The organism is Methylobacterium sp. D54C (assembly GCF_053345595.1).
Genome location: NZ_JBKFAK010000001.1, coordinates 382,646 through 401,595, shown reverse-complemented (window position 1 = coordinate 401,595; position 18,950 = coordinate 382,646). Strand labels below are relative to the sequence as shown.

The following is an 18,950-nucleotide window of genomic DNA, read 5'->3' as shown; positions in this document are numbered from 1 at the left end:
TCCGGCGGCGATGCGCGTCGGGAAGTGAATCGCGGGTATCGGTTCACCGCCGCGCGCGCTCTCCGCGATCGATCAGTCCTGCGCCGTCGGCGGGCACGATCCGCGCGCGTCCACGTTGCCCGGTTCCGGGCCGCGTGTGACAAGCGCGCCGCGCAGGGGCCGGGCCTGCGGGATTCGAGACGGGATTCGAGGGAAGAGCGTTGGGCGAGGTCCCCGAACGGAACGAGGCGACGGCGGACGGTACCGTGCGGGTCGAGGCGCCGGCGCGGCTGCATTTCGGCTTCCTGGACCTGCATGGCGGGCTCGGCCGGCGCTTCGGCAGCATCGGGCTGGCCATCGACGCGCCGTCCCTGGCCCTGACCGCCCGCCGGGCCGCCCGGCCCACCGTCACGGGCCCGGAATCCGACCGGGTGCGCGGCTACGTCGAGGCCGCCGCCGCCCATCTCGGGCGCGGCGGGGACGTCGCCATCGATGTCGAGCGGGTGATCCCGGCCCATGCCGGGTTCGGCTCCGGCACGCAGCTCGCCCTCGCGGTCGCGGCCGCGATGGCGCGCCTCAACGGCGAGCCGTTCGCGGCGGATGCCTTCGCGGCGACCCTGGACCGGGGCAACCGGTCCGGCGTCGGCCTGTGCGCTTTCACCGAGGGCGGCCTCATCGTCGACGGCGGCCGCGGCGCGGATGGCGGGCCGCCGCCGGTGATCGCGCGCCTGCCCTATCCCGAGGCCTGGCGGATCGTCCTGATCCTCGATCCGAGCATGGCCGGCGTGCACGGGACGCGCGAGGTCGAGGCGTTCCGCGACCTGCCGCGCTTCCCCGAGGCCCAGGCCGCCGAGATCTGCCGGATCGCGCTGATGCAGGTGCTGCCCGCCGTCGCCCTGGCGGAGCCGCAGGGCTTCGGCGCCGGCATCACCCGGATCCAGACGCTGATCGGCGATCATTTCGCGCCCCATCAGGGCGGCCGCTACGCCAGCGCCGCGGTGGCGGAGGCGCTCGCCGGCGTCGCCGCGCGGGGCGTCGCGGGCTACGGCCAGTCCTCCTGGGGGCCGACCGGCTTCGCGCTGGTCCCGTCCGAGGTGGAGGCGCGCGCCCTAGTGGCCGGCCTCGACCGGGGCGGCCCCCTCCGGTTCGTGATCGCCCGGGGCCGCAACGGTGGCGCTTCGGTAACCGGTCCGGCGTGAGCCGGCCGCCCCGGGCTTGACCCGGGGCGCCGCTCCGGGTTTGGACGGAGAGAAGGCGCCTCTCTTCTCGCGCGCCGCACGAGGATTCCATGGCCCGCTCGATCCTCCACATGCTGACGCCGCTCCGGCACATGAGCCCGTTCGACGTGAACATGGCCGTGGATGCCGGCTTCGAGACGGTGGTGACCTACGCGGAGGTCAGCCTCGCCGACGTCGTCACCCTGACGCAGGATTCGATCTTCTCGCGGTCGCCGGCCGACGGGACGCGGACGGGCATCTTCATCGGCGGCAAGAACGCCGAGGACGCCCTCGACATGGTCGACCGCGCCAAGAAGGCCTTCGTGCCGCCCTTCGTGAACCACGTGTTCGCCGACCCGGCGGGCTCGTTCACCACCGGCGCCGCCATGGTGGCGCAGGTCTCCCGCGCCCTGCGGCAGAAGTTCAACACCGACCTCAAGGGCAAGCGCATCGTGATCTTCGGCGGCGCGGGCGTCGTCGCCTACGTGGCCGCGGTGATCGGCGCCCTGCAGGGCGCGACCACCGTCCTGGTCGGCCACGACGGCGAGGAGCGCGTCTCGAAGATCGCCTTCACGATGAAGTGGCGCTTCGGCATCGAGGTCGGCGCCGTCGACGGCACGACGCCCGACGATCGCCGCGCGGCCATCCGCGACGCCGACGTCATCCTCTCGGCCGGCCCGGCGGGCATCCCGATCCTCACCGCGGAGGATCTGAAATCCGCGCCGAAGCTGCTCGTGGCGTCCGACGTCAACGCCGTGCCGCCCGCCGGCATCGCGGGGATCGACGTCAACGCGGTGGACGTCGCGCTGCCCACCGGCAAGGGGGTCGGCATCGGCGCGCTGGCCGTCGGCGACGTGAAGTACAAGACGCAGCGGCGCCTGTTCGACCGGATGCTCGCCTCCGACACGCCGCTGTGCCTCGACTTCCGCGACGCCTACGAGCTCGCCGTGGAGATCGCCGGCTAGGCCGCTCCCGGACCGGATGCCGATGGCGGACGCGGTCCTGATCGCCGCGCAGGCCGGGCGCGCCCTGGCCGAGGCGGCGCGGCGCGCGGGGCTTCGCCCCTACGTCGCCGACCTGTTCGGCGATTCCGACACCCGCGCGCTGGCCGAGGCCTACCGGCAACTGCCGGGCCGCTTCGGCACCGCCCCCGCCGCCGACGCCACCCTGGCGGCGCTCGACGACCTCGCGGCGCGGGCCGGGAACCCGGTCGGCCTGATCCTGGGCAGCGGCTTCGAGGACGCGCCCGACCTGATCGCGCGCCTCTCCGCGCGGCACCGGCTCATCGGCGCCTCGGCCGGGACCGTCGCCGCCCTGAAGGATCCCGTGGCCTTCGCGGCCCTGTGCGCGCGCCTCGGCGTGCCGCATCCGGCCGTGGCGGCCGCGCCGCCGGCGGACCCCGCGGGCTGGCTGGTCAAGCGGATCGGGGGTTCCGGCGGCAGCCACATCCGGCCGGCCACCCGGTCGCCCGCGCCGGCGGGCCACTATCTCCAGGCGCGCGTGCCGGGGCGGCCCCACGCCCTGAACGTCCTCGCCGACGGCCGAACGATCCGTGTCCTCGCGGTCACCGAGCAATGGTGCGCGCCGTCGCCGATCCGGCCGTTCCGTTACGCCGGGGCGCTCGCCCGCGGCGCCGGCGAATCCCCGGCGCTCCCCGCCCACGTCGTGCAGGCCGTCGCCGCCGGAACCGAGCGGATCGTCGCCGCGACCGGCCTGCGCGGCCTCGCCAGCGCCGACCTGCTGGTCGACGGGCCCGAGTGGTGGCTCACGGAGATCAACCCGAGGCCCGGCGCGACCCTCGACGTCCTCGACCGGCGCGGGACGCCGCTGCTCGCGGCCCACATCGCGGCCTGCCTCGGCACGATGCCGGAGCCCGGCCCGCATCCGGCGGGTGCGGCGGCCGCGCAGATCTGTTACGCGGACCGTGAGCTTGCGCCTGTGCCGGACCTCGATTGGCCGGACTGCGTGCGCGACCGCCCGTGCCCCGGCTCGGCGGTCCGCCGCGACGCGCCGCTCTGCACGGTGCTGGCCGAAGGCGCGGACCGGGCGGAGGTGCTCGCCCTGTTGGAAACGCGGACGGCACACCTGCGGGCCGTCTGCGCGGCGAAGAAAACACACCCCGAGGAAGCCCCGTCATGAGTGCCAGCCCGTCCTATCCCAGCATCAACGCGCTCTCCGGCCCCCTGGTCGAGCGGCTCGTGGCCGACGCCGCGACCCTGCGGCTGTCCGTGTCGCAGGCCGCCGGCGGCGCCCGCATGGTCGATGCCGGCGCGCAGGCGCGGGGCTCGATCGAGGCCGGGCGGCGCATCGCCGAGATCTGCCTCGGCGGCCTCGGCACCGTCACGATCGCGCCGAGCGGGCCGATCGCGTCCTGGCCGTACTCGGTGACGGTCCATTCCGCCGACCCGGTGCTCGCCTGCCTCGGCAGCCAGTACGCGGGCTGGAGCCTCGCCGACGAGACCGGAGATTCCGGCTTCTTCGCCCTCGGCTCGGGCCCGGGCCGCGCGGTTGCGGCCGTCGAGGAGCTGTACCAGGAACTCGGCTTCCGCGATTCCGCCACCAAGACCGCCCTCGTGCTGGAAGCGGCCGGCGGACCGCCCGAGAGCGTCGTCGCCAAGGTCGCGGAGGCCTCCGGCCTCAAGCCCGAAGACCTGACCTTCATCTTCGCGCCGACCCAGAGCCTCGCCGGCTCCACGCAGGTCGTGGCCCGCGTCCTGGAAGTCGCCCTCCACAAGGCCCACACGGTCGGCTTCGACCTGCACGCCATCGTGGACGGGATCGGCTCGGCGCCGCTGTCGCCGCCGCACCCGGACTTCATCAAGGCGATGGGCCGGACCAACGACGCGATCATCTACGGCGGCCGGGTCCAGCTCTTCGTGGACGCCGACGATGCCGACGCGAAGCAGCTCGCCGAGCAATTGCCCTCCACGACCTCGAGCGACCACGGCGCGCCCTTCGCCGACATCTTCGCGCGGGTGAACGGCGACTTCTACAAGATCGACGGCGCCCTGTTCTCGCCGGCCGAGGCGATCGTCACGTCGGTGCGCTCCGGCGCGACCTACCGCGGCGGCCGCCTGGAGCCGACGCTGGTCGACGCGTCCTTCGCCTGAGGGCATGCGGGGCGCCCCTCCCGCGCGGCGGGGTCCCCAGTCCGCTCCACCGAGCGACAGAACCTCGGGCCGCCCCGGAGGCGGGCGGCCCCGTGACGATCAGGACCCCATCAGGACCCCCATGCGCATCGGGCTCGCGGCCGATAACGGCACCTGGCACAAGAACCGCCTGCTCGCGGCCCTGCGCGCGAGCGGCGTGGAGCCGGTGCTGTTCTCCCTCGCCGACGTGGCCGTGGTCACGGGCGGCGGCGAGCCGCTGCGCGTGCCGGGCTTCGCTGACGCGCTGCCGGACGGCGTGCTGATGCGGACCATCGCGGGCGGCACCTTCGAGGCGACGACGATGCGGCTCGGCGTTCTGCACGCCCTGGTCGCCGCGGGGGTCACCGTCTGGAACGCGCCGACCGCGATCGAGCGCTCGGTCGACAAGGCGGCGACCTCGCTGCTGATCGACCGGGCCGGCCTGCCGACCCCGGCGACCTGGGTGTTCTCGAAGCGCGAGGCGGCCGCGGCCCTGGTCGCCGCCGAGGCGCGGCCGGGCGCGCCGCTGGTCCTGAAGCCGCTGTTCGGCTCGCAGGGGGAGGGGCTCGCCCTGATCGAGCGCCCGGAGGACCTGCCCGACGAGGAGACGGTGGCCCGGGTCTACTACCTCCAGCGCTACGTGCCGCGCAGGGACGGCCTGTGGCGCGACTACCGGGTGTTCGTCTGCGACGGACGGGCGATCGCCGGCATGATCCGCGAGGGCGACGGCTGGATCACCAATGTCCACAGGGGCGGCCGGCCGCTGCCCTGGGCGATGCCGCGCGCCGCCGCCGAGCTGGCCGAGGCGGCGGCCGCCGCGGTCGGCGTCGACTATTCTGGCGTCGACCTCGTCGAGGACGGGGAGGGCGGGTTCTCGGTCCTCGAGGTCAATTCCATGCCGGCTTGGTCGGGGCTCCAGACCGTGTGCGAGGCCGACATCGCCGCCGCGGTGGTGCGCGGCTTCCTCGCCGCGGCCCGCGGCGCCAGCCGCCCCCGGCTCGTGGTGGCATGAGCGGGACCGGCCTCGACGCGGCGCTGATCGGCACGCTCTACCGGGCGGCCTGCCTCGCGGAGCTCGACGCCCTCAAGCCCGGCAACGTCCACGCCTACGCGCCCGGCCACCGCATGGTGCTGGCGGATTTCGTCACGAGCGCCGACGTCTCGGCCCCGCCCCTGGCCCGCCCGGGCGCGGGCGTCGGGGCGCGGGTCCGCGACGGCGTCGCCGCCACGGTGGCGGCGGTGGGCCAGAACACCAATCTCGGCATCCTGCTGCTCTGCGCGCCGCTCGCGGTCGCGGCCGAGGAGAACCGGACCGTCGCGGCGGTGCTCGACACGCTGGACGGCGCGGATTCGGAGGCCGTCTTCGCGGGCATCCGCCGCGCGAATCCGGGCGGCCTCGGCGAGGCCGCCCGGCACGACGTCGCCGAGGCGGCGCCCGGCGCCCTGCGCGACGCCATGGCGGAGGCCGCCGACCGGGACCGGATCGCCCGCGCCTACGTCACGGGGTTCGCGGACGTGCCGGCGATCGGGCTCGCCGCCCTGCGCGAGGCCCGCGCCGCCGGGCTCGACCCGACCTGGTGCACGACCGCGATCCACCTCGCCTTCCTGCGCGCTGTCCCGGACAGCCACGTCGCGCGCAAGCACGGCGCGGCCGCGGCCGAGGGCGTCCGCCGGGACGTCGAGGCGGCACTCGCCGGGATCGATCTCGCCGCGCGGCCGGTCGACGCGCTGCTGGCCCTCGACGCGTCGCTGAAGGCGCGGTCGATCAATCCCGGCACGAGCGCGGATTTCACCGTCGCGACGCTGTTCTGGGACGCGCTCGCGGGCGCCGGCGCCCGGCTGGCCTGAGCCGCGTGCACGATCCGGTGTCCATAGCGCCGGGCGGATGGAAATTCCTTCGTGTCAGGGCCTTGCGCGGGTTGTGAGCCGCAGGGGCCCGCTGTAGGGTCCGCCGCGCTGTCCGGCCCAACCGGCTCGGCCCAACCGGCTCGGCCGGCATGGTCGGGCGCCGATAACAAGGATGGCTTCCCGGCCGCGGCACCGCCCGGCGCGCGGCTCTATTTCGGAATCCAGGGAGAGACACCGAATGGCGAAGATCACCAAGGTTCAGGTCGGCGAAGCGCTCGTCGGCGACGGCAACGAGGTCGCCCACATCGACCTCATCATCGGACCGCGCGGTTCGCCGGCCGAGACGGCTTTCTGCAACGGCCTCGTGAACAACAAGCACGGCTTCACCAGCCTGCTCGCGGTCATCGCGCCGAACCTGCCGTGCAAGCCGAACACCCTGATGTTCAACAAGGTCACCATCAACGACGCCCGTCAGGCCGTCCAGATGTTCGGCCCGGCCCAGCACGGCGTTGCCAAGGCCGTGCAGGACGCGGTGGCCGAGGGCATCATCCCGGCGGACGAGGCCGACGACCTGTACATCCTGGTCGGCGTGTTCATCCACTGGGAGGCGGCCGACGACGCCAAGATCCAGAAGTACAACTACGAGGCCACCAAGCTGTCGATCCAGCGCGCCGTGAACGGCGAGCCGAAGGCCTCGACGGTCACCGAGCAGCGCAACTCGGCGCAGCACCCCTTCGCCGCCAACGCTTAGATCGGGGACGGTCCTGGGCAGAGCGAGCCTCCGCCCGCACCGCGGGGCCTGCTCCAGCGACTGGCTTCGATCTTCCTTGGCCGATAATTAGGCCCCTGAACGGGACGGCGCGAGCCGTCCCGTTTTTTGTTGATCGCCCACCGCCTGGACCGCCGCGCCACATCGCGGCCGGGCGAGGCGCCGACGTACAGGTGACGCGGCGTCGAAGCTCCGCGGTCGCCGGTGGAGAACGGGATCGGCGCGCGCGGATACTCTATCGTCCCGGCCGCACCGGGCAGAGCCGCGAGGTGAGGTGATGCCTGCATCGGACGAAGTGTCCGCAACCCTGCGCGATGACTGGATTCACGGCGGCCACTTGGTCCTCGCCGCGGATCCCGACACGTCCGACCACGCGGCGATCCATGCCTGGATCCTCGACATCATGCAGACAGGCGCGGACGATCCCGATCAGGACAGCATCCGGTCCCTGATCTACCACAGCCTGAACTTCGATATCCCGTTCCAGGCGACGGAGCGCGTCCGGCAATCCTTGATCGCCACCGTGCGGGCGCGTCTCGCGGCCGAAGCGTCGCGTCGCGGCCTCTGACCGGCCAGCGCCCCGCGGGCCACCGCGGCAGGCCGGCGCCAAGAGAAAAGGGGCCGCCTCGCGGCGACCCCCTTCCTTCGTCTCAGCGGATGGCTCGGACTTAGAAGTCCATGCCGCCCATGCCGCCGCCCGGCATGGCCGGAGCGGGGCTGTCCTTCTTCGGCGCGTCGGCGACCATCGCCTCGGTGGTCACCAGCAGGCCGGCGACCGAGGCCGCGTCCTGCAGGGCGGTGCGCACCACCTTGGCCGGGTCGACGATGCCGGCCTGGATCATGTCGACGTACTCTTCGGTCTGGGCGTTGAAGCCGAAGGTCTCCGACGAGGTGTTGTCGGTGATCTTGCCGACTACGATCGAGCCTTCCACGCCCGCGTTCTGGGCGATCTGGCGGAGCGGGGCCTCGAGCGCCTTCAGGACGATCTTGATGCCGGCCTGCACGTCCGGGATCTCGGACTTCAGCTCGGAGACCGCCTTCTTGGCGCGCAGCAGCGCGGTGCCGCCGCCCGGGACGATGCCTTCCTCGACCGCCGCGCGGGTGGCGTTGAGGGCGTCGTCGACGCGGTCCTTCTTCTCCTTCACCTCGACCTCGGTCGCGCCGCCGACGCGGATCACCGCGACGCCGCCCGCGAGCTTGGCCAGGCGCTCCTGCAGCTTCTCACGGTCGTAGTCCGAGGTGGTCTCCTCGATCTGCGCCTTGATCTGCGAGATGCGGCCCTCGATGTCGGACTTCTCGCCGACGCCGTCGATGATCGTGGTGTTCTCCTTCTCGATGCGCACGCGCTTGGCGCGACCGAGCATGGGGAGCGTCACGTTCTCGAGCTTGATGCCGAGGTCCTCGGCGATCATCTGGCCCTTGGTCAGGATCGCGATGTCCTCGAGCATCGCCTTCCGGCGGTCACCGAAGCCCGGCGCCTTGACGGCCGCGACCTTGAGGCCGCCGCGGAGCTTGTTGACGACGAGGGTGGCGAGAGCCTCGCCCTCGATGTCCTCGGCGATGATCAGGAGCGGCTTGCCGGTCTGAACGACGGCCTCGAGCACCGGCAGCATGGCCTGGAGCGACGAGAGCTTCTTCTCGTGGATGAGGATGTAGGGGTCCTCGAGCTCGGCGACCATCTTCTCCGCGTTCGTGATGAAGTACGGGGAGAGGTAGCCGCGGTCGAACTGCATGCCCTCGACGACGTCGAGCTCGGTCTCGGCCGTCTTGGCCTCCTCGACCGTGATCACGCCCTCGTTGCCCACCTTCTGCATGGCGTGGGCGATCATCTCGCCGATCTCCTTGTCGCCGTTGGCGGAGATCGTGCCGACCTGGGCGACCTCGTCGGAGGTCGAGACCTTCTTGGCGCGCGAGGTGATGTCCTTGACGGCCGCCTGGGTGGCGAGGTCGATGCCGCGCTTCAGGTCCATCGGGTTGATGCCGGCGGCGACGTACTTGGCGCCCTCGCGGACGATGGCCTGGGCCAGCACGGTCGCGGTGGTCGTGCCGTCACCCGCGATGTCGTTGGTCTTCGAGGCCACTTCGCGCACCATCTGGGCGCCCATGTTCTCGAACTTGTCGGCGAGCTCGATCTCCTTGGCGACCGTCACACCGTCCTTGGTGATGCGCGGGGCGCCGAAGCTCTTCTCGATCACGACGTTGCGGCCCTTCGGGCCGAGCGTCACCTTCACCGCGTCGGCGAGGATGTCGACGCCGCGCAGCATCTTATCGCGGGCGTCGGCGGAGAAACGAACGTCTTTCGCTGCCATTGTGTGCCTCTTAGCTAGTGGTTGAACCCCGAGTCCGGGACGGCCTCAAAGGGCGGTGACGGGTGATCCGATCAGAGGGCGACGACGCCCATGATGTCGGATTCCTTCATGATCAGGAGGTCCTGACCGTCGATCTTGACCTCGGTGCCGGACCACTTGCCGAACAGGACGCGGTCGCCGGCCTTGACGTCGAGCGCGTTGACGCGGCCCTGCTCGTCGCGGGCGCCGGGCCCGACGGCGACGACCTCGCCCTCCTGCGGCTTCTCCTTGGCGGTGTCCGGGATGATGATGCCGCCCTTGGTCTTCTCTTCGCTCTCGATGCGACGGACGACCACGCGGTCGTGCAGCGGACGGAACTTCATGAGCTGCCCTCTTGCTTCAGGTCTTGAGTTGGCGTTGATGCGGCCGGCGGGACCGCTCGCGAACTCGACTGTTAGCACTCTGTCTCGGCGAGTGCCAAAGACGGCCGCGAGATAGGCGCGGGCGGGTTCCGAGTCAAGGCTGTCGCACCCCCGCGCGACGGTGCGATGACGCGCCGGCGGCCCCGTTCTCCCTCATGGATAACGCGCTCTCATGCTGAGCCTGCACGGACCCGAAGGCCCGGTGGCGCTGCGACCCGGCAGCCCGATCGCGCGCGACACCGTGTGGCTCGACCTGAACGACCCCACGCCGGAAGAGGCTGCGGCGGTCGAGGCCGCGACCGGACTGCGGGTGCCGTCGCGGGCGGCGCTCTCGGAGGTCGAAACGTCGAGCCGCCTGCGCCGGGTGAAGGGCGGCCTCTCGCTCTCGACCCCGATGATCACGTTCGAGCAGAGCGCGTCGCAGCTGAAGCCGCTGGGCTTCCTGCTGACCAAGGATCACCTCGTCACGATCCGCTTCCACGACCTGCGCGCCTTCGAGGCGTCCGCGAAGCGTATCGCCGACGGCGACGGCAGCACGACGCCGAGCGAGATCTTCCTCGTCGTACTGGAGGAACTGGTCGACAGCCTCGCCGACGCCCTCGAGGATATGGGCTCCGAGCTCGACACGCTCTCGACCCGCATCTTCGACTTCGACGTCCGCGGTGCCGAGCGGCGGCGCCTGGAGAGCCCGCCGCCCCGGCGCCGCGACCTCGCCCTGCGCCGGATCCTGCGCGGCATCAGCAACCGCGGGAAGGTTCTGGGCAAGATCCGGTCGAGTCTGCTCGGGCTCGAACGGATCATCCCCTTCGTCGCCGCGGCCTGCGACAGCCTCGGCCTGCCGGAGGATGCGCGCTTCGAGACGATCAAGCGGGACATCGAATCCCTCGACGAGTTCGAGACGCGGCTCGCCGAGAACGTGCAGTTCCTGCTCGACGCGGCCCTCGGCCTGATCACCATCGAGCAGAACAACGTCTTCCGCGTCCTCACCGTCGTCTCGGTGGTCGGCGTCCCGCCGACGCTGATCGCGTCGATCTACGGCATGAATTTCAAGCACATGCCCGAGCTGGATTGGGCGCTCGGATATCCCTACGCGCTCGGCCTGATCCTCATCAGCGCGGTCGCGCCGATCGTATACTTTCGCATGCGCGGCTGGTTCTGATATTCGCAAGCATGTTTCTGCTCTGATTGGGTTTACATTTGAATCTAATTTCGACGATGGCGTCGATCCGGCTACGGACGCACAGAGGGCGCGGCGCTCAAAGCATTCGATTTCCGTCAGGCAACTCTTAAACTGGACGAATGCCAGAATAAGGGATTCATTAACGCTGTGAGGCTACACCCCACGCCGGGGGAACGCGAGCCGTACCATGTTCAATCGCACTGTTTTCAATGAAGCCCAGGCCAAGATCGACGCGCTCGACCGCTCGCTGGCGATCATCGAGTTCTCGATGGACGGAACGGTCCTTCACGCGAACGAGAACTTCCTGCGATTGATGAAATACGGCCTCAGCGACGTCCAGAACCGCCATCACCGCATCTTCGTCGACAAGAGCTACGCCGAGTCCGCCGATTACGCGGCGTTCTGGAGCAAGCTGAAGGACGGCCAGTACGTCACGGGCGAGTTCCTGCGCCTCGACAAGGAGGGCGACTCGGTCTGGCTCGAGGCGACGTACAATCCTGTCCTCGACGCGCGCGGCAAGCCGATCAAGGTCGTCAAGTTCGCCGCGGACATCTCGGCGAAGAAGAAGGAGATCAACCGGCTCCTGACGATGATCGACAACGTTCCGGTGGCGGTCATGACGGCCGATCTGAAGGACAATTTCAAGATCGACTACATGAACGCTACGTCGCGCAAGACCCTCGGCACGATCGACCAGCACCTGCCGGTGAAGGTCGACGACATGCTCGGCCGCTCGTTCGACATCTTCCACAAGAACCCCAGCCACCAGCGCACGATGCTGGCCGACGCGAGCCGGCTGCCGCACAGCACCAAGATCAAGGTCGGGCCCGAGACCCTCAACCTGCGGGTCACGGCCGTGAACGACGAGAAGGGGCAGTACCTCGGCCCGATGCTGACCTGGGCGGTCGTCACCGCGCAGGTGAACATGGAGACCGACGTCAAGCGGGTCGTCGAGGCCGTCGGCTCCGCCATCCAGGAGATGCAGAGCTCGGCCGTGGGCCTGATGCAGTCGGCCGAGTCCGCGCGCCACAAGGCGTCGTCGGTCGCGTCGAACTCCGAGCAGATGAACGGCGCGATCCAGGAGATCTCCGGCCAGGTCGGGCGGGTCTCGGAGCGCGCGCAGCAGATCGCCGCCCAGGCGGGGACCACCGACGCGACCATGCGCCAGCTCGCCGAGAACGCCCGCAAGGTCGATGCGGTGGTGGGCATGATCAAGTCGATCGCCGACCAGACCAACCTGCTCGCCCTGAACGCCACGATCGAGGCGGCCCGCGCGGGCGCCGCCGGGCGCGGCTTCGCCGTGGTGGCCTCCGAGGTGAAGGCGCTCGCCGAGCAGACCGCCAAGGCGACCGGCGAGATCACGCAGCAGGTCTCGGCGATCCAGAGCGCGACCGGCGAGGCGGTCGGCGCCATCGAGATGATCACGGCCGCGGTGGACGAACTGTCCAAGCTCACCCTGGCGATGGCGAGCGCCGTCGAGGAGCAGGCGGTCTCGACCCACGAGATGGCAGGCAATATCGGCGGCGTCTCCGAGGCCGCCAACGCCACCGGTCAACTCGCCCAGACGGTCCAGGGCATCGCCGAGAGCCTCGCCGGCCACTCGACGAGCCTGTCGGAGAGCGTGATCCGGTTCATGAAGACGGCCTGATCGGGCGACTCAGTCCCGGGCGAGCTGCGCTCGGCCGATGGCGAAGACCCGCCCGTCCCCGAGGAGATGGGCGGTGAAGCCGTCGGGGAACAGGCTCTCGATCGCCCGGTCGCGGACGTTCAGGCCGCCGGCGTAGGCGCCGAAGGCCGGCATGACGAGGCGGGTGCCGTCCGTGACGAAGCAGCGGCGGCGCACCGCCCGCCCGCGCATCGCCACCTTCCCGCAGGGATGGAGATGGCCGGCGATCTCGCCGGGCACGGGCTCCGGGCTCGGCTCGTGGCGCAGGACGAGGCCGCCGAGCGTCAGCGCGTCCGCGTAGCGGCCGCCGACGCCCTCGTTCACGGCCGCGTCGTGGTTGCCGGCGATCCAGACCCAGTCCCGCCCCTCCTGCAGGGCCGCCACCAGGGCGCGGTCGCCCGGCTCCATGCGCTCGGGACCGCGGGCGTCGTGGAAGGAATCGCCCAGCGCCACCACCCGGGCCGGATCGTGCCGCACCACCGCCTCGTGCAGGCAGGCGAGCGTCTCCCGGGTGTCGTAGGGCGGCAGGAACTGGCCGGAGCGGGCCGCGTAGGACGAGCCCTTCTCCAAGTGGAGGTCGGACACAATCAGCGTCCGGTGCTCCGGCAGCCAGAGGCCGCCGCAGAGGTCGAGCACCAGGGTCTCCCCCGCCAGTTGCAGGGTGGGGTGCTTGGGAGTCTTCTCGAGTCTCAGGCCGGCCGCCAAGATCGCATCCTCGGTGTCGTCGGGGGAGGGCGGATCGACGGTCAGGACAGAGCCTCTTGGAGAAGCTCCGCCTCGGCCTCGGCCAGGATCTCGTCGGCGCCCTCGCCGTAGACCCGCTCGCGCCCGATCTCGAGCATCACGGACACGGAGAGCGGCGAGACCCGGTCGAGAGACCTGTGGATGATTCGCCCCTGGATGCGCTCTAGCATCATGCCGAGGCGCCTCACGTCGAGGAGTCCGGTTGCCGCATCCTGCCGCGCGGCCCGCAGCAGCAGGTGGTCGGGCTGGTGCTTGCGCAGCACGTCGTAGATCAGGTCGGTCGAGATCGTGACCTGCCGGCCGGACTTCTTCTGTCCCGGGTGATGGCGCTCGATCAGGCCGGCGATCACCGCGCATTGGCGGAAGGTGCGCTTCATCATCGCCGATTCGTCGAGCCACGCCTCAAGATCGTCACCCAGCATGTCGACGGCGAAGAGGTCGCCGATGAAGTCCGGATCGATCGCGGCGCGCTCCGAGACGTCGCGGGTCGACCAGATGGCGATGCCGTAATCGTTGGCCGCGAAGCCGAGCGGGCGCAGGCCGGAACGCTCCAGCCGCCGGGTCAGCAGCATGCCGAGGGTCTGGTGGGCGAGGCGGCCCTCGAACGGAAAGGCGGTGAGATAGTAGCGCTTGCCGCGCGGAAAGGTCTCCACCAGCAGGTCGCGCTCGCCCGGCAGGACAGAGCGGCGGCGCTGCTGCAGCAGGTAGGCGCCGATCTGCTCGGGCAGGCGGTCCCACTCGAACGGGTCGGCGATCAGCGCCCGGACCCGGGCGGCCAGGAAGGTCGAGAGCGGGAACTTCGCGCCCGCGTAGGACGGGATCGCCGGGTCGGTGCCGGCCGGCGCGCGGGTGACGAGGCACTCGTCCTCGGCGAGCCCCTCGAAGCGCAGGGTCTCGCCCGCGAACAGGAAGGTGTCGCCGACCGTGAGCGTCTCGGCGAACTCGTCCTCGATCTCGCCGAGCACGCGGCCGGTCTTCGGCAGCACCGTGCCGGGCTTGCCGCGCAGGGTCCGGCCGAGGCGGACCTTCACCCGCGCCGCCTCCACGATGGTGCCGACATTCATCCTGTAGGCCTGGGCGGTGCGGGCGTCGCGCACCCGCCAGAGTCCGTCCGGCCCGCGCAGGATCTTGGCGAAGCGCTCGTACGCGCGCAGCGCGTAGCCGCCGGTGGCGACGTAGTCGACCACCTGCTCGAACGATTCCCAGGTCAGCCCGGCGTAGGGCGCGGCCGAGACGATCTCGTCGTAGAGGTGGAGCGGATCGAAGGCGTCGGCGCAGGCCATGCCGAGGACGTGCTGGGCGAGGACGTCGAGGGCGCCCTGGCGGGCATCCGGCGTGTCCTGGGCGGCCTCCTCGACGGCGTCCAGCGCCGCCTGGCACTCCAGCATCTCGAAGCGGTTGCCCGGGACGAGGTAGGCCTTCGAGGGCTCGTCCATGCGGTGGTTGGCCCGGCCGATCCGCTGCATGATGCGGCTCGCCCCCTTCGGCGCGCCGACATTGACCACGAGGTCGACGTCGCCCCAGTCGATGCCGAGATCGAGGGTCGCGGTGCAGACGATCGCCCGGAGCTGGCCCGCCGCCATCGCGGCCTCGACCCGGCGGCGCTGCTGGGCGTCGAGCGAGCCGTGGTGGATCGCGATCGGCAGGGCGTCGTCGTTGAGCCGCCACAGCTCCTGGAACGTGTACTCGGCCTGGAGGCGGGTGTTCACGAAGACCAGCGTGGTCCGGTGCTCGCGGATGAGGTCGTAGATCGCCGGCATCGAGTGCCACGCGGTGTGGCCGGAGATCGGCAGCGCCCGGCCGAGATCGAGCATGCGCAGGTCCGCCTTCGCGCCGCCGGCGACGGTGACGAGATCGGCCATGGGCGGCGCGACGGACTCCCCGTCCCGTCCGGGAGAGGGTCGGGGTGGGGGAGGAGACACGTCAGGACTGGACGCGCCGTCCCCGCGCGCGGCGGGAGGAGGGGGAAGCGGCCCCTGCGGCACCAGGTACTTCCGCAGCTCGTCCGGCTCCCGCACCGTGGCGGACAGCCCGATCGCCGCGAGGCCGGGGCTCAGCCGGTGCAACCGCGCCAGCGCCAGGGACAGCAGGTCGCCGCGCTTCGAGGTCACCAGCGCGTGCAGCTCGTCGAGCACCACGCAGCGCAATCCGGAGAAGAATTCCGCCGCCTCGCGATGGGCGATCAGCAGCGCCAGCTGCTCAGGCGTCGTCAGCAGGATGTCCGGCGGCCAGCTGATCTGGCGGGTGCGCTTGTGGGCGGGGGTGTCGCCGGTGCGGGTCTCGACGCGCACCGGCAGCGCCATCTCGGCGATCGGCGCGTCGAGGTTGCGGGCGATGTCGACCGCGAGCGCCTTCAGGGGCGAGACGTAGAGGGTGTGGAGGCCCGCCGCCTTCCGCTGTGGCCCCCGCTCGGCGAGGGCCGCGAGGCTCGGCAGGAAGCCGGCGAGCGTCTTGCCGGCCCCGGTCGGCGCCACCAGCAGCGCCGAGCGGCCGGCACCGGCGATCCGCAGGAGATCGAGCTGGTGCGATCGGGGCGCCCAGCCGCGCCCGGCGAACCAGGCGCGGAACCGCTCCGGCAGGATCTCGGACGGGTCGCTCAGGCGAGCGCCATCAGGAAGCGGTCGATCAGCTCCAGCGCCCGCTCGCTCATCGGGCTCGGGTAGCGGGCGAAGACGTGGCAGCCGCCGGGATAGATCGCCGTGTGGCCGCCATTGCCCGCCGCCGCCCAGCGCGCCGACATGTACAGCGTGTCGTCGAGAAGAGGGTCGGCGGTGCCGATGGTGAACAGGGCCGGCGGCAGACCCTTCAGGTCGGCGTAGATCGGCGACACGTCCGGCCGGCGCCGGTCGATGCCCTCCCGGACGTAGCCGTCGGCGAACTTGGTCAGGTCGCGGGTGTTCACGACCAGCCGCTCCTCGCCCCAGTTCCGCACCGACGGTGTGAGGCCGAGATCGAAGAAGCCGGCATTGAGGTTGGCGCCCCGGAAGGCCCGCGGCAGGTTGTGCTTGTCGCGCAGCCGGAGGAGCACCATCACGGCGAGGTGCGCCCCCACCGACTCGCCGCCGATGGTCAGCGCGTGGATGCCGAGCTCGGTCTTGCCCGGACCGGCCAGCCACAGGGCCGCGGCCTCGCAGTCGAGCAGCGCCGCCGGATAGGGGTGCTCGGGGGCGAGGCGGTACTCGACCGACAGCGCGACGAAGCCGCAGGTGTCGGCGATGCGCTCCAGCCAGGGATCCTGCTCGTCCGCGGAGCCCCAGACCCAGCCACCCCGGTGGATGTGCAGGTAGGCGCCGCGCAGCTTCGTGCCGGGCTTGGGTCGGACCACGCGGAGCTTGAGCGGGCCGCCGGGCCCGTCGATCGTCAGCCACTCGGCCCGGGCGCTGTGCGGCATGGCGGGCGCCGCCTTGGTGCCCAGACGGCGCCGCTCGCGCACCTCGGCGATCGGCAGCGACCAGGGATCGGGCAGCGCGGCGTGCGCCGCGACGATCTCCGCATTGAGCCGGAGCGTCTCGGGATCGATCGTCGCCGGGTCGAACAGGGCGTGGTCGATCATCGTGCGTATGGTCCCGTCGGCACTCAGAGCCTCTCACACCAATTCCCGATTCCCGGGAGTTCTCCCTTTGGCCGAGGCCGCGCCGCGAGAGTCCCGCGGCGTAGTCCACCCCGTCCGGCATCTTGGCGCGCGCGACGCCGCTTGCCATCTGCACGGCGCGCGAGAAACCCGCCAACGCCTGATCCGCGCTCGGGTTTCGACGCGGTGTGGTGTGCCGGTCACGGTTCCGCCCGCTTCGTCGCCGATCCGAGGGCCCTGAGGCTTCACGAGGACGCAATGCTCGTCGATCACGACCGGCGCCGGCAAGGCTATCAGCAGGGCGCCCCGCCGAACGCCCCCTACGCCGCGGACAGCGACCGGTCGCGCCCCTCGGCGCTGCGGCGGTTCCTCGGCGGCTCGCCGGCCGGCGTGTTCCTGCGGCTCCTGTTCCTGTCGGTGCTGGTCGGCGCCTTCATGTCGATGCTCGGCCTGACGCCGGGGCGGCTGTTCTGGCACGTCTACGATTCGGCGCGGGCGCTGGTGGAGGTCGGGCTGGCGTCGCTCCACGATTTCGGCGGCTGGATCGTCGCCGGGGCGATCGTGGTCGTGCCGCTCTGGCTGATCGCGCGCCTCTTCGCCGTCTCCCGCTGACGAAGTTCGGGGCCGATCCGGCCCGGTCGCGCCCCGACGGCCCGGCGCGCCGGCGGTTCGGGCAGTTCGGCCGCCCGCCATCGCAACCCGCCGATGCGATCACCCCGCTTTGCGCGGAGGGCGCGGCTTCTTAGCGTGCGGCATGATGCACACCGTCGCCAGCTCGGCCCGCCCGACGAACCGCCGCGTCCTGGCCCTGGCGCTGCCCATGACGATCGCCAACGTCACGACGCCGATGCTCGGCTTCGTCGGCGCGGCGGTGATCGGGCGGCTCGGCGACGCGGCGCTGCTCGGCGCCATCGCCCTCGGCGCGGTGATCTTCGACGCGATCTTCTGGTCGTTCGGGGCGCTCCGCATGGCGACCGCCGGCCTGACCGCGCAGGCGGTCGGCGGGCGCGACGACGCCGAGGTCGACCGCATCCTGGCGCGGGCGCTGGCGGCGGGCGCCCTGATCGGGCTCATCCTGGTGGCCCTGCAGGGGCCCCTCGCGCAGCTCGCCTTCGCGATCAGCGGGGCGAGCGCGGCGGTCATCGCCGGTCTCGCGACCTACTTTCACATCCGCATCCTGTCCGCGCCCTTCGTGCTGGCGAGCTACGGCGTGCTCGGCTCGGTCTTGGGGCGCGGGCGCACCGATCTCGGCCTGCTGCTGCAGATCGCCATCAACCTGACCAACGTCGCGCTGACGCTCATTCTGGTCCTGGGATTCGGCCTGGGCCTCGCCGGCGCGGCGCTGGCGACCCTCGGCGCCGAGGCGCTCGGGCTCGGCCTCGGGCTGATTCTCCTGGCGCGGCTCGGCTCCCGACCGTTCCGGGTGCCGCTGCGCGACCTCCGCGACGCCGCGGCGCTCCGCCGGACGCTCAGCGTCAACGGCGACGTCATCCTGCGGACGCTCGCGCTGATCACCGGCATCGTGCTGTTCTCGGCACTCGGCGCCCGGCAGGGCGACGTGGTCCTGGCCGCGAACTCGGTCCTGTGGAATCTCTTCCTGATCGGCGGATTCTTCCTCGACGGCTTCGCCACGGCGGCCGAGACCCTGTGCGGCCAGGCCGTCGGCGCCCGGGACCGGGAGGCGTTCGACGCGGCCGCCGCCCTGAGCCTGCGCTGGTGCCTCGGCTTCGGCCTCGCGGTCAGTCTTGTGTCGCTGGCGGGCGGCCCGGCCTTCATCGATGCCGTGACCACGAACGGCCCGGTCCGCGAGGCGGCCCGGTCCTACCTCGTCCTCGCCGCCCTGGCGCCGCTCGCCGCCGCGGCGCCCTTCGCGTATGACGGGATCTATATCGGCGCGACCTGGACGCGGGCGATGCGCAACCTGATGGTGTGCGCGCTCGCCGCCTACTGCGCGATCCTCGCGCTCGTCGAGAGCCTGGGCTTCGGCAATACCGGGCTGTGGCTGGCCTTCGTGAGCTTCCTGGGCGCCCGGGGCCTCGGACAGGCGATCGCCTTCCCGCGCCTCGCCCGGGACACGTTCCGGACGCCGGCCGCGGCCGCCCTCGAACCGGCGGCCTAGGCGGCAGCCGCGCGCGACC

Annotated in this window: 17 protein-coding genes; 12 read left to right on the top strand and 5 right to left on the bottom strand. The window is 71.7% G+C overall.

Annotated elements, in window-relative coordinates; translation table 11 throughout:
• Window positions 1-200: 200 nt before the first annotated feature.
• From ACLBYB_RS02100 to ACLBYB_RS02065, 8 genes are all read left to right on the top strand, one after another.
• Window positions 201-1,178, top strand: a complete 978-nt coding sequence (locus ACLBYB_RS02100) for a beta-ribofuranosylaminobenzene 5'-phosphate synthase family protein (RefSeq protein ID WP_447697701.1) — start codon at window positions 201-203, stop codon at window positions 1,176-1,178.
• 89 nt (window positions 1,179-1,267) lie between these two features.
• Window positions 1,268-2,161: an NAD(P)-dependent methylenetetrahydromethanopterin dehydrogenase gene (locus ACLBYB_RS02095; protein ID WP_056521160.1), complete on the top strand. Its 894-nt coding sequence runs from the start codon at window positions 1,268-1,270 to the stop codon at window positions 2,159-2,161.
• Window positions 2,162-2,183: 22 nt separating this feature from the next.
• Window positions 2,184-3,335 (top strand): ATP-grasp domain-containing protein, encoded by a 1,152-nt coding sequence (locus ACLBYB_RS02090; RefSeq protein WP_447697700.1) that lies wholly within the window; start codon window positions 2,184-2,186, stop codon window positions 3,333-3,335.
• Window positions 3,332-4,306, top strand: a complete 975-nt coding sequence (mch, locus tag ACLBYB_RS02085; protein WP_020091841.1) for a methenyltetrahydromethanopterin cyclohydrolase — start codon at window positions 3,332-3,334, stop codon at window positions 4,304-4,306. Before ACLBYB_RS02090 ends, mch begins: the two co-directional genes overlap by 4 nt.
• Window positions 4,307-4,427: 121 nt before the next feature.
• The gene (locus tag ACLBYB_RS02080) at window positions 4,428-5,336 is read left to right on the top strand and encodes an ATP-grasp domain-containing protein (protein ID WP_447680558.1); all 909 of its coding nucleotides are present in this window, start codon (window positions 4,428-4,430) and stop codon (window positions 5,334-5,336) included.
• On the top strand, window positions 5,333-6,172 hold the full coding sequence (locus tag ACLBYB_RS02075; protein ID WP_447697699.1) for a triphosphoribosyl-dephospho-CoA synthase: 840 nt from the start codon (window positions 5,333-5,335) through the stop codon (window positions 6,170-6,172). Before ACLBYB_RS02080 ends, ACLBYB_RS02075 begins: the two co-directional genes overlap by 4 nt.
• Before the next feature lie 238 nt (window positions 6,173-6,410).
• Window positions 6,411-6,923, top strand: a complete 513-nt coding sequence (fae, locus tag ACLBYB_RS02070; protein ID WP_012317540.1) for a 5,6,7,8-tetrahydromethanopterin hydro-lyase — start codon at window positions 6,411-6,413, stop codon at window positions 6,921-6,923.
• 295 nt (window positions 6,924-7,218) lie between these two features.
• Window positions 7,219-7,509, top strand: coding sequence for a hypothetical protein (locus ACLBYB_RS02065; protein WP_447697698.1), 291 nt, complete (start codon window positions 7,219-7,221; stop codon window positions 7,507-7,509).
• Between the two features lie 100 nt (window positions 7,510-7,609).
• Here ACLBYB_RS02065 and groL read toward each other — a convergent pair whose 3' ends face one another.
• Complete coding sequence (groL, locus tag ACLBYB_RS02060; protein ID WP_447697697.1) at window positions 7,610-9,250, bottom strand: chaperonin GroEL; 1,641 nt, start codon at window positions 9,248-9,250, stop codon at window positions 7,610-7,612.
• Between the two features lie 71 nt (window positions 9,251-9,321).
• The gene (gene groES, locus ACLBYB_RS02055) at window positions 9,322-9,612 is read right to left on the bottom strand and encodes a co-chaperone GroES (RefSeq protein WP_012317542.1); all 291 of its coding nucleotides are present in this window, start codon (window positions 9,610-9,612) and stop codon (window positions 9,322-9,324) included.
• A 211-nt stretch (window positions 9,613-9,823) separates the two neighbouring features.
• Between groES and ACLBYB_RS02050 the strand changes: the two genes are divergently transcribed.
• Together ACLBYB_RS02050 and ACLBYB_RS02045 are read left to right on the top strand one after the other, a co-directional pair.
• On the top strand, window positions 9,824-10,810 hold the full coding sequence (locus ACLBYB_RS02050) for a CorA family divalent cation transporter (RefSeq protein WP_447680562.1): 987 nt from the start codon (window positions 9,824-9,826) through the stop codon (window positions 10,808-10,810).
• A gap of 208 nt (window positions 10,811-11,018) precedes the next feature.
• Window positions 11,019-12,479: a methyl-accepting chemotaxis protein gene (locus ACLBYB_RS02045; RefSeq protein WP_091680166.1), complete on the top strand. Its 1,461-nt coding sequence runs from the start codon at window positions 11,019-11,021 to the stop codon at window positions 12,477-12,479.
• 9 nt (window positions 12,480-12,488) lie between these two features.
• On the opposite strand, the gene pdeM is transcribed toward ACLBYB_RS02045, so the two are convergent.
• Genes pdeM through ACLBYB_RS02030 form a run of 3 tightly spaced genes read right to left on the bottom strand, consistent with a single transcriptional unit; the run spans window position 12,489 to window position 16,794 of the window.
• Window positions 12,489-13,202: a ligase-associated DNA damage response endonuclease PdeM gene (pdeM, locus tag ACLBYB_RS02040; protein ID WP_091680165.1), complete on the bottom strand. Its 714-nt coding sequence runs from the start codon at window positions 13,200-13,202 to the stop codon at window positions 12,489-12,491.
• Window positions 13,203-13,243: 41 nt separating this feature from the next.
• Window positions 13,244-15,841 carry a ligase-associated DNA damage response DEXH box helicase gene (locus ACLBYB_RS02035; RefSeq protein ID WP_447698129.1) on the bottom strand — a complete coding sequence of 866 codons (2,598 nt, stop codon included), beginning with the start codon at window positions 15,839-15,841 and terminating at the stop codon, window positions 13,244-13,246.
• Window positions 15,838-16,794 (bottom strand): alpha/beta hydrolase, encoded by a 957-nt coding sequence (locus tag ACLBYB_RS02030; protein WP_056522365.1) that lies wholly within the window; start codon window positions 16,792-16,794, stop codon window positions 15,838-15,840. The genes ACLBYB_RS02035 and ACLBYB_RS02030 overlap by 4 nt, the downstream gene beginning before the upstream one ends.
• A 276-nt stretch (window positions 16,795-17,070) precedes the next feature.
• On the opposite strand from ACLBYB_RS02030, the gene ACLBYB_RS02025 reads away from it, so the two are divergent.
• Together ACLBYB_RS02025 and ACLBYB_RS02020 are read left to right on the top strand one after the other, a co-directional pair.
• On the top strand, window positions 17,071-17,424 hold the full coding sequence (locus ACLBYB_RS02025) for a DUF6460 domain-containing protein (protein WP_447697696.1): 354 nt from the start codon (window positions 17,071-17,073) through the stop codon (window positions 17,422-17,424).
• 142 nt (window positions 17,425-17,566) lie between these two features.
• Entirely contained in the window at window positions 17,567-18,931 is a 1,365-nt protein-coding gene (locus ACLBYB_RS02020) for an MATE family efflux transporter (RefSeq protein ID WP_447697695.1), read from the top strand.
• The last annotated feature ends 19 nt before the right edge of the window (window positions 18,932-18,950 follow it).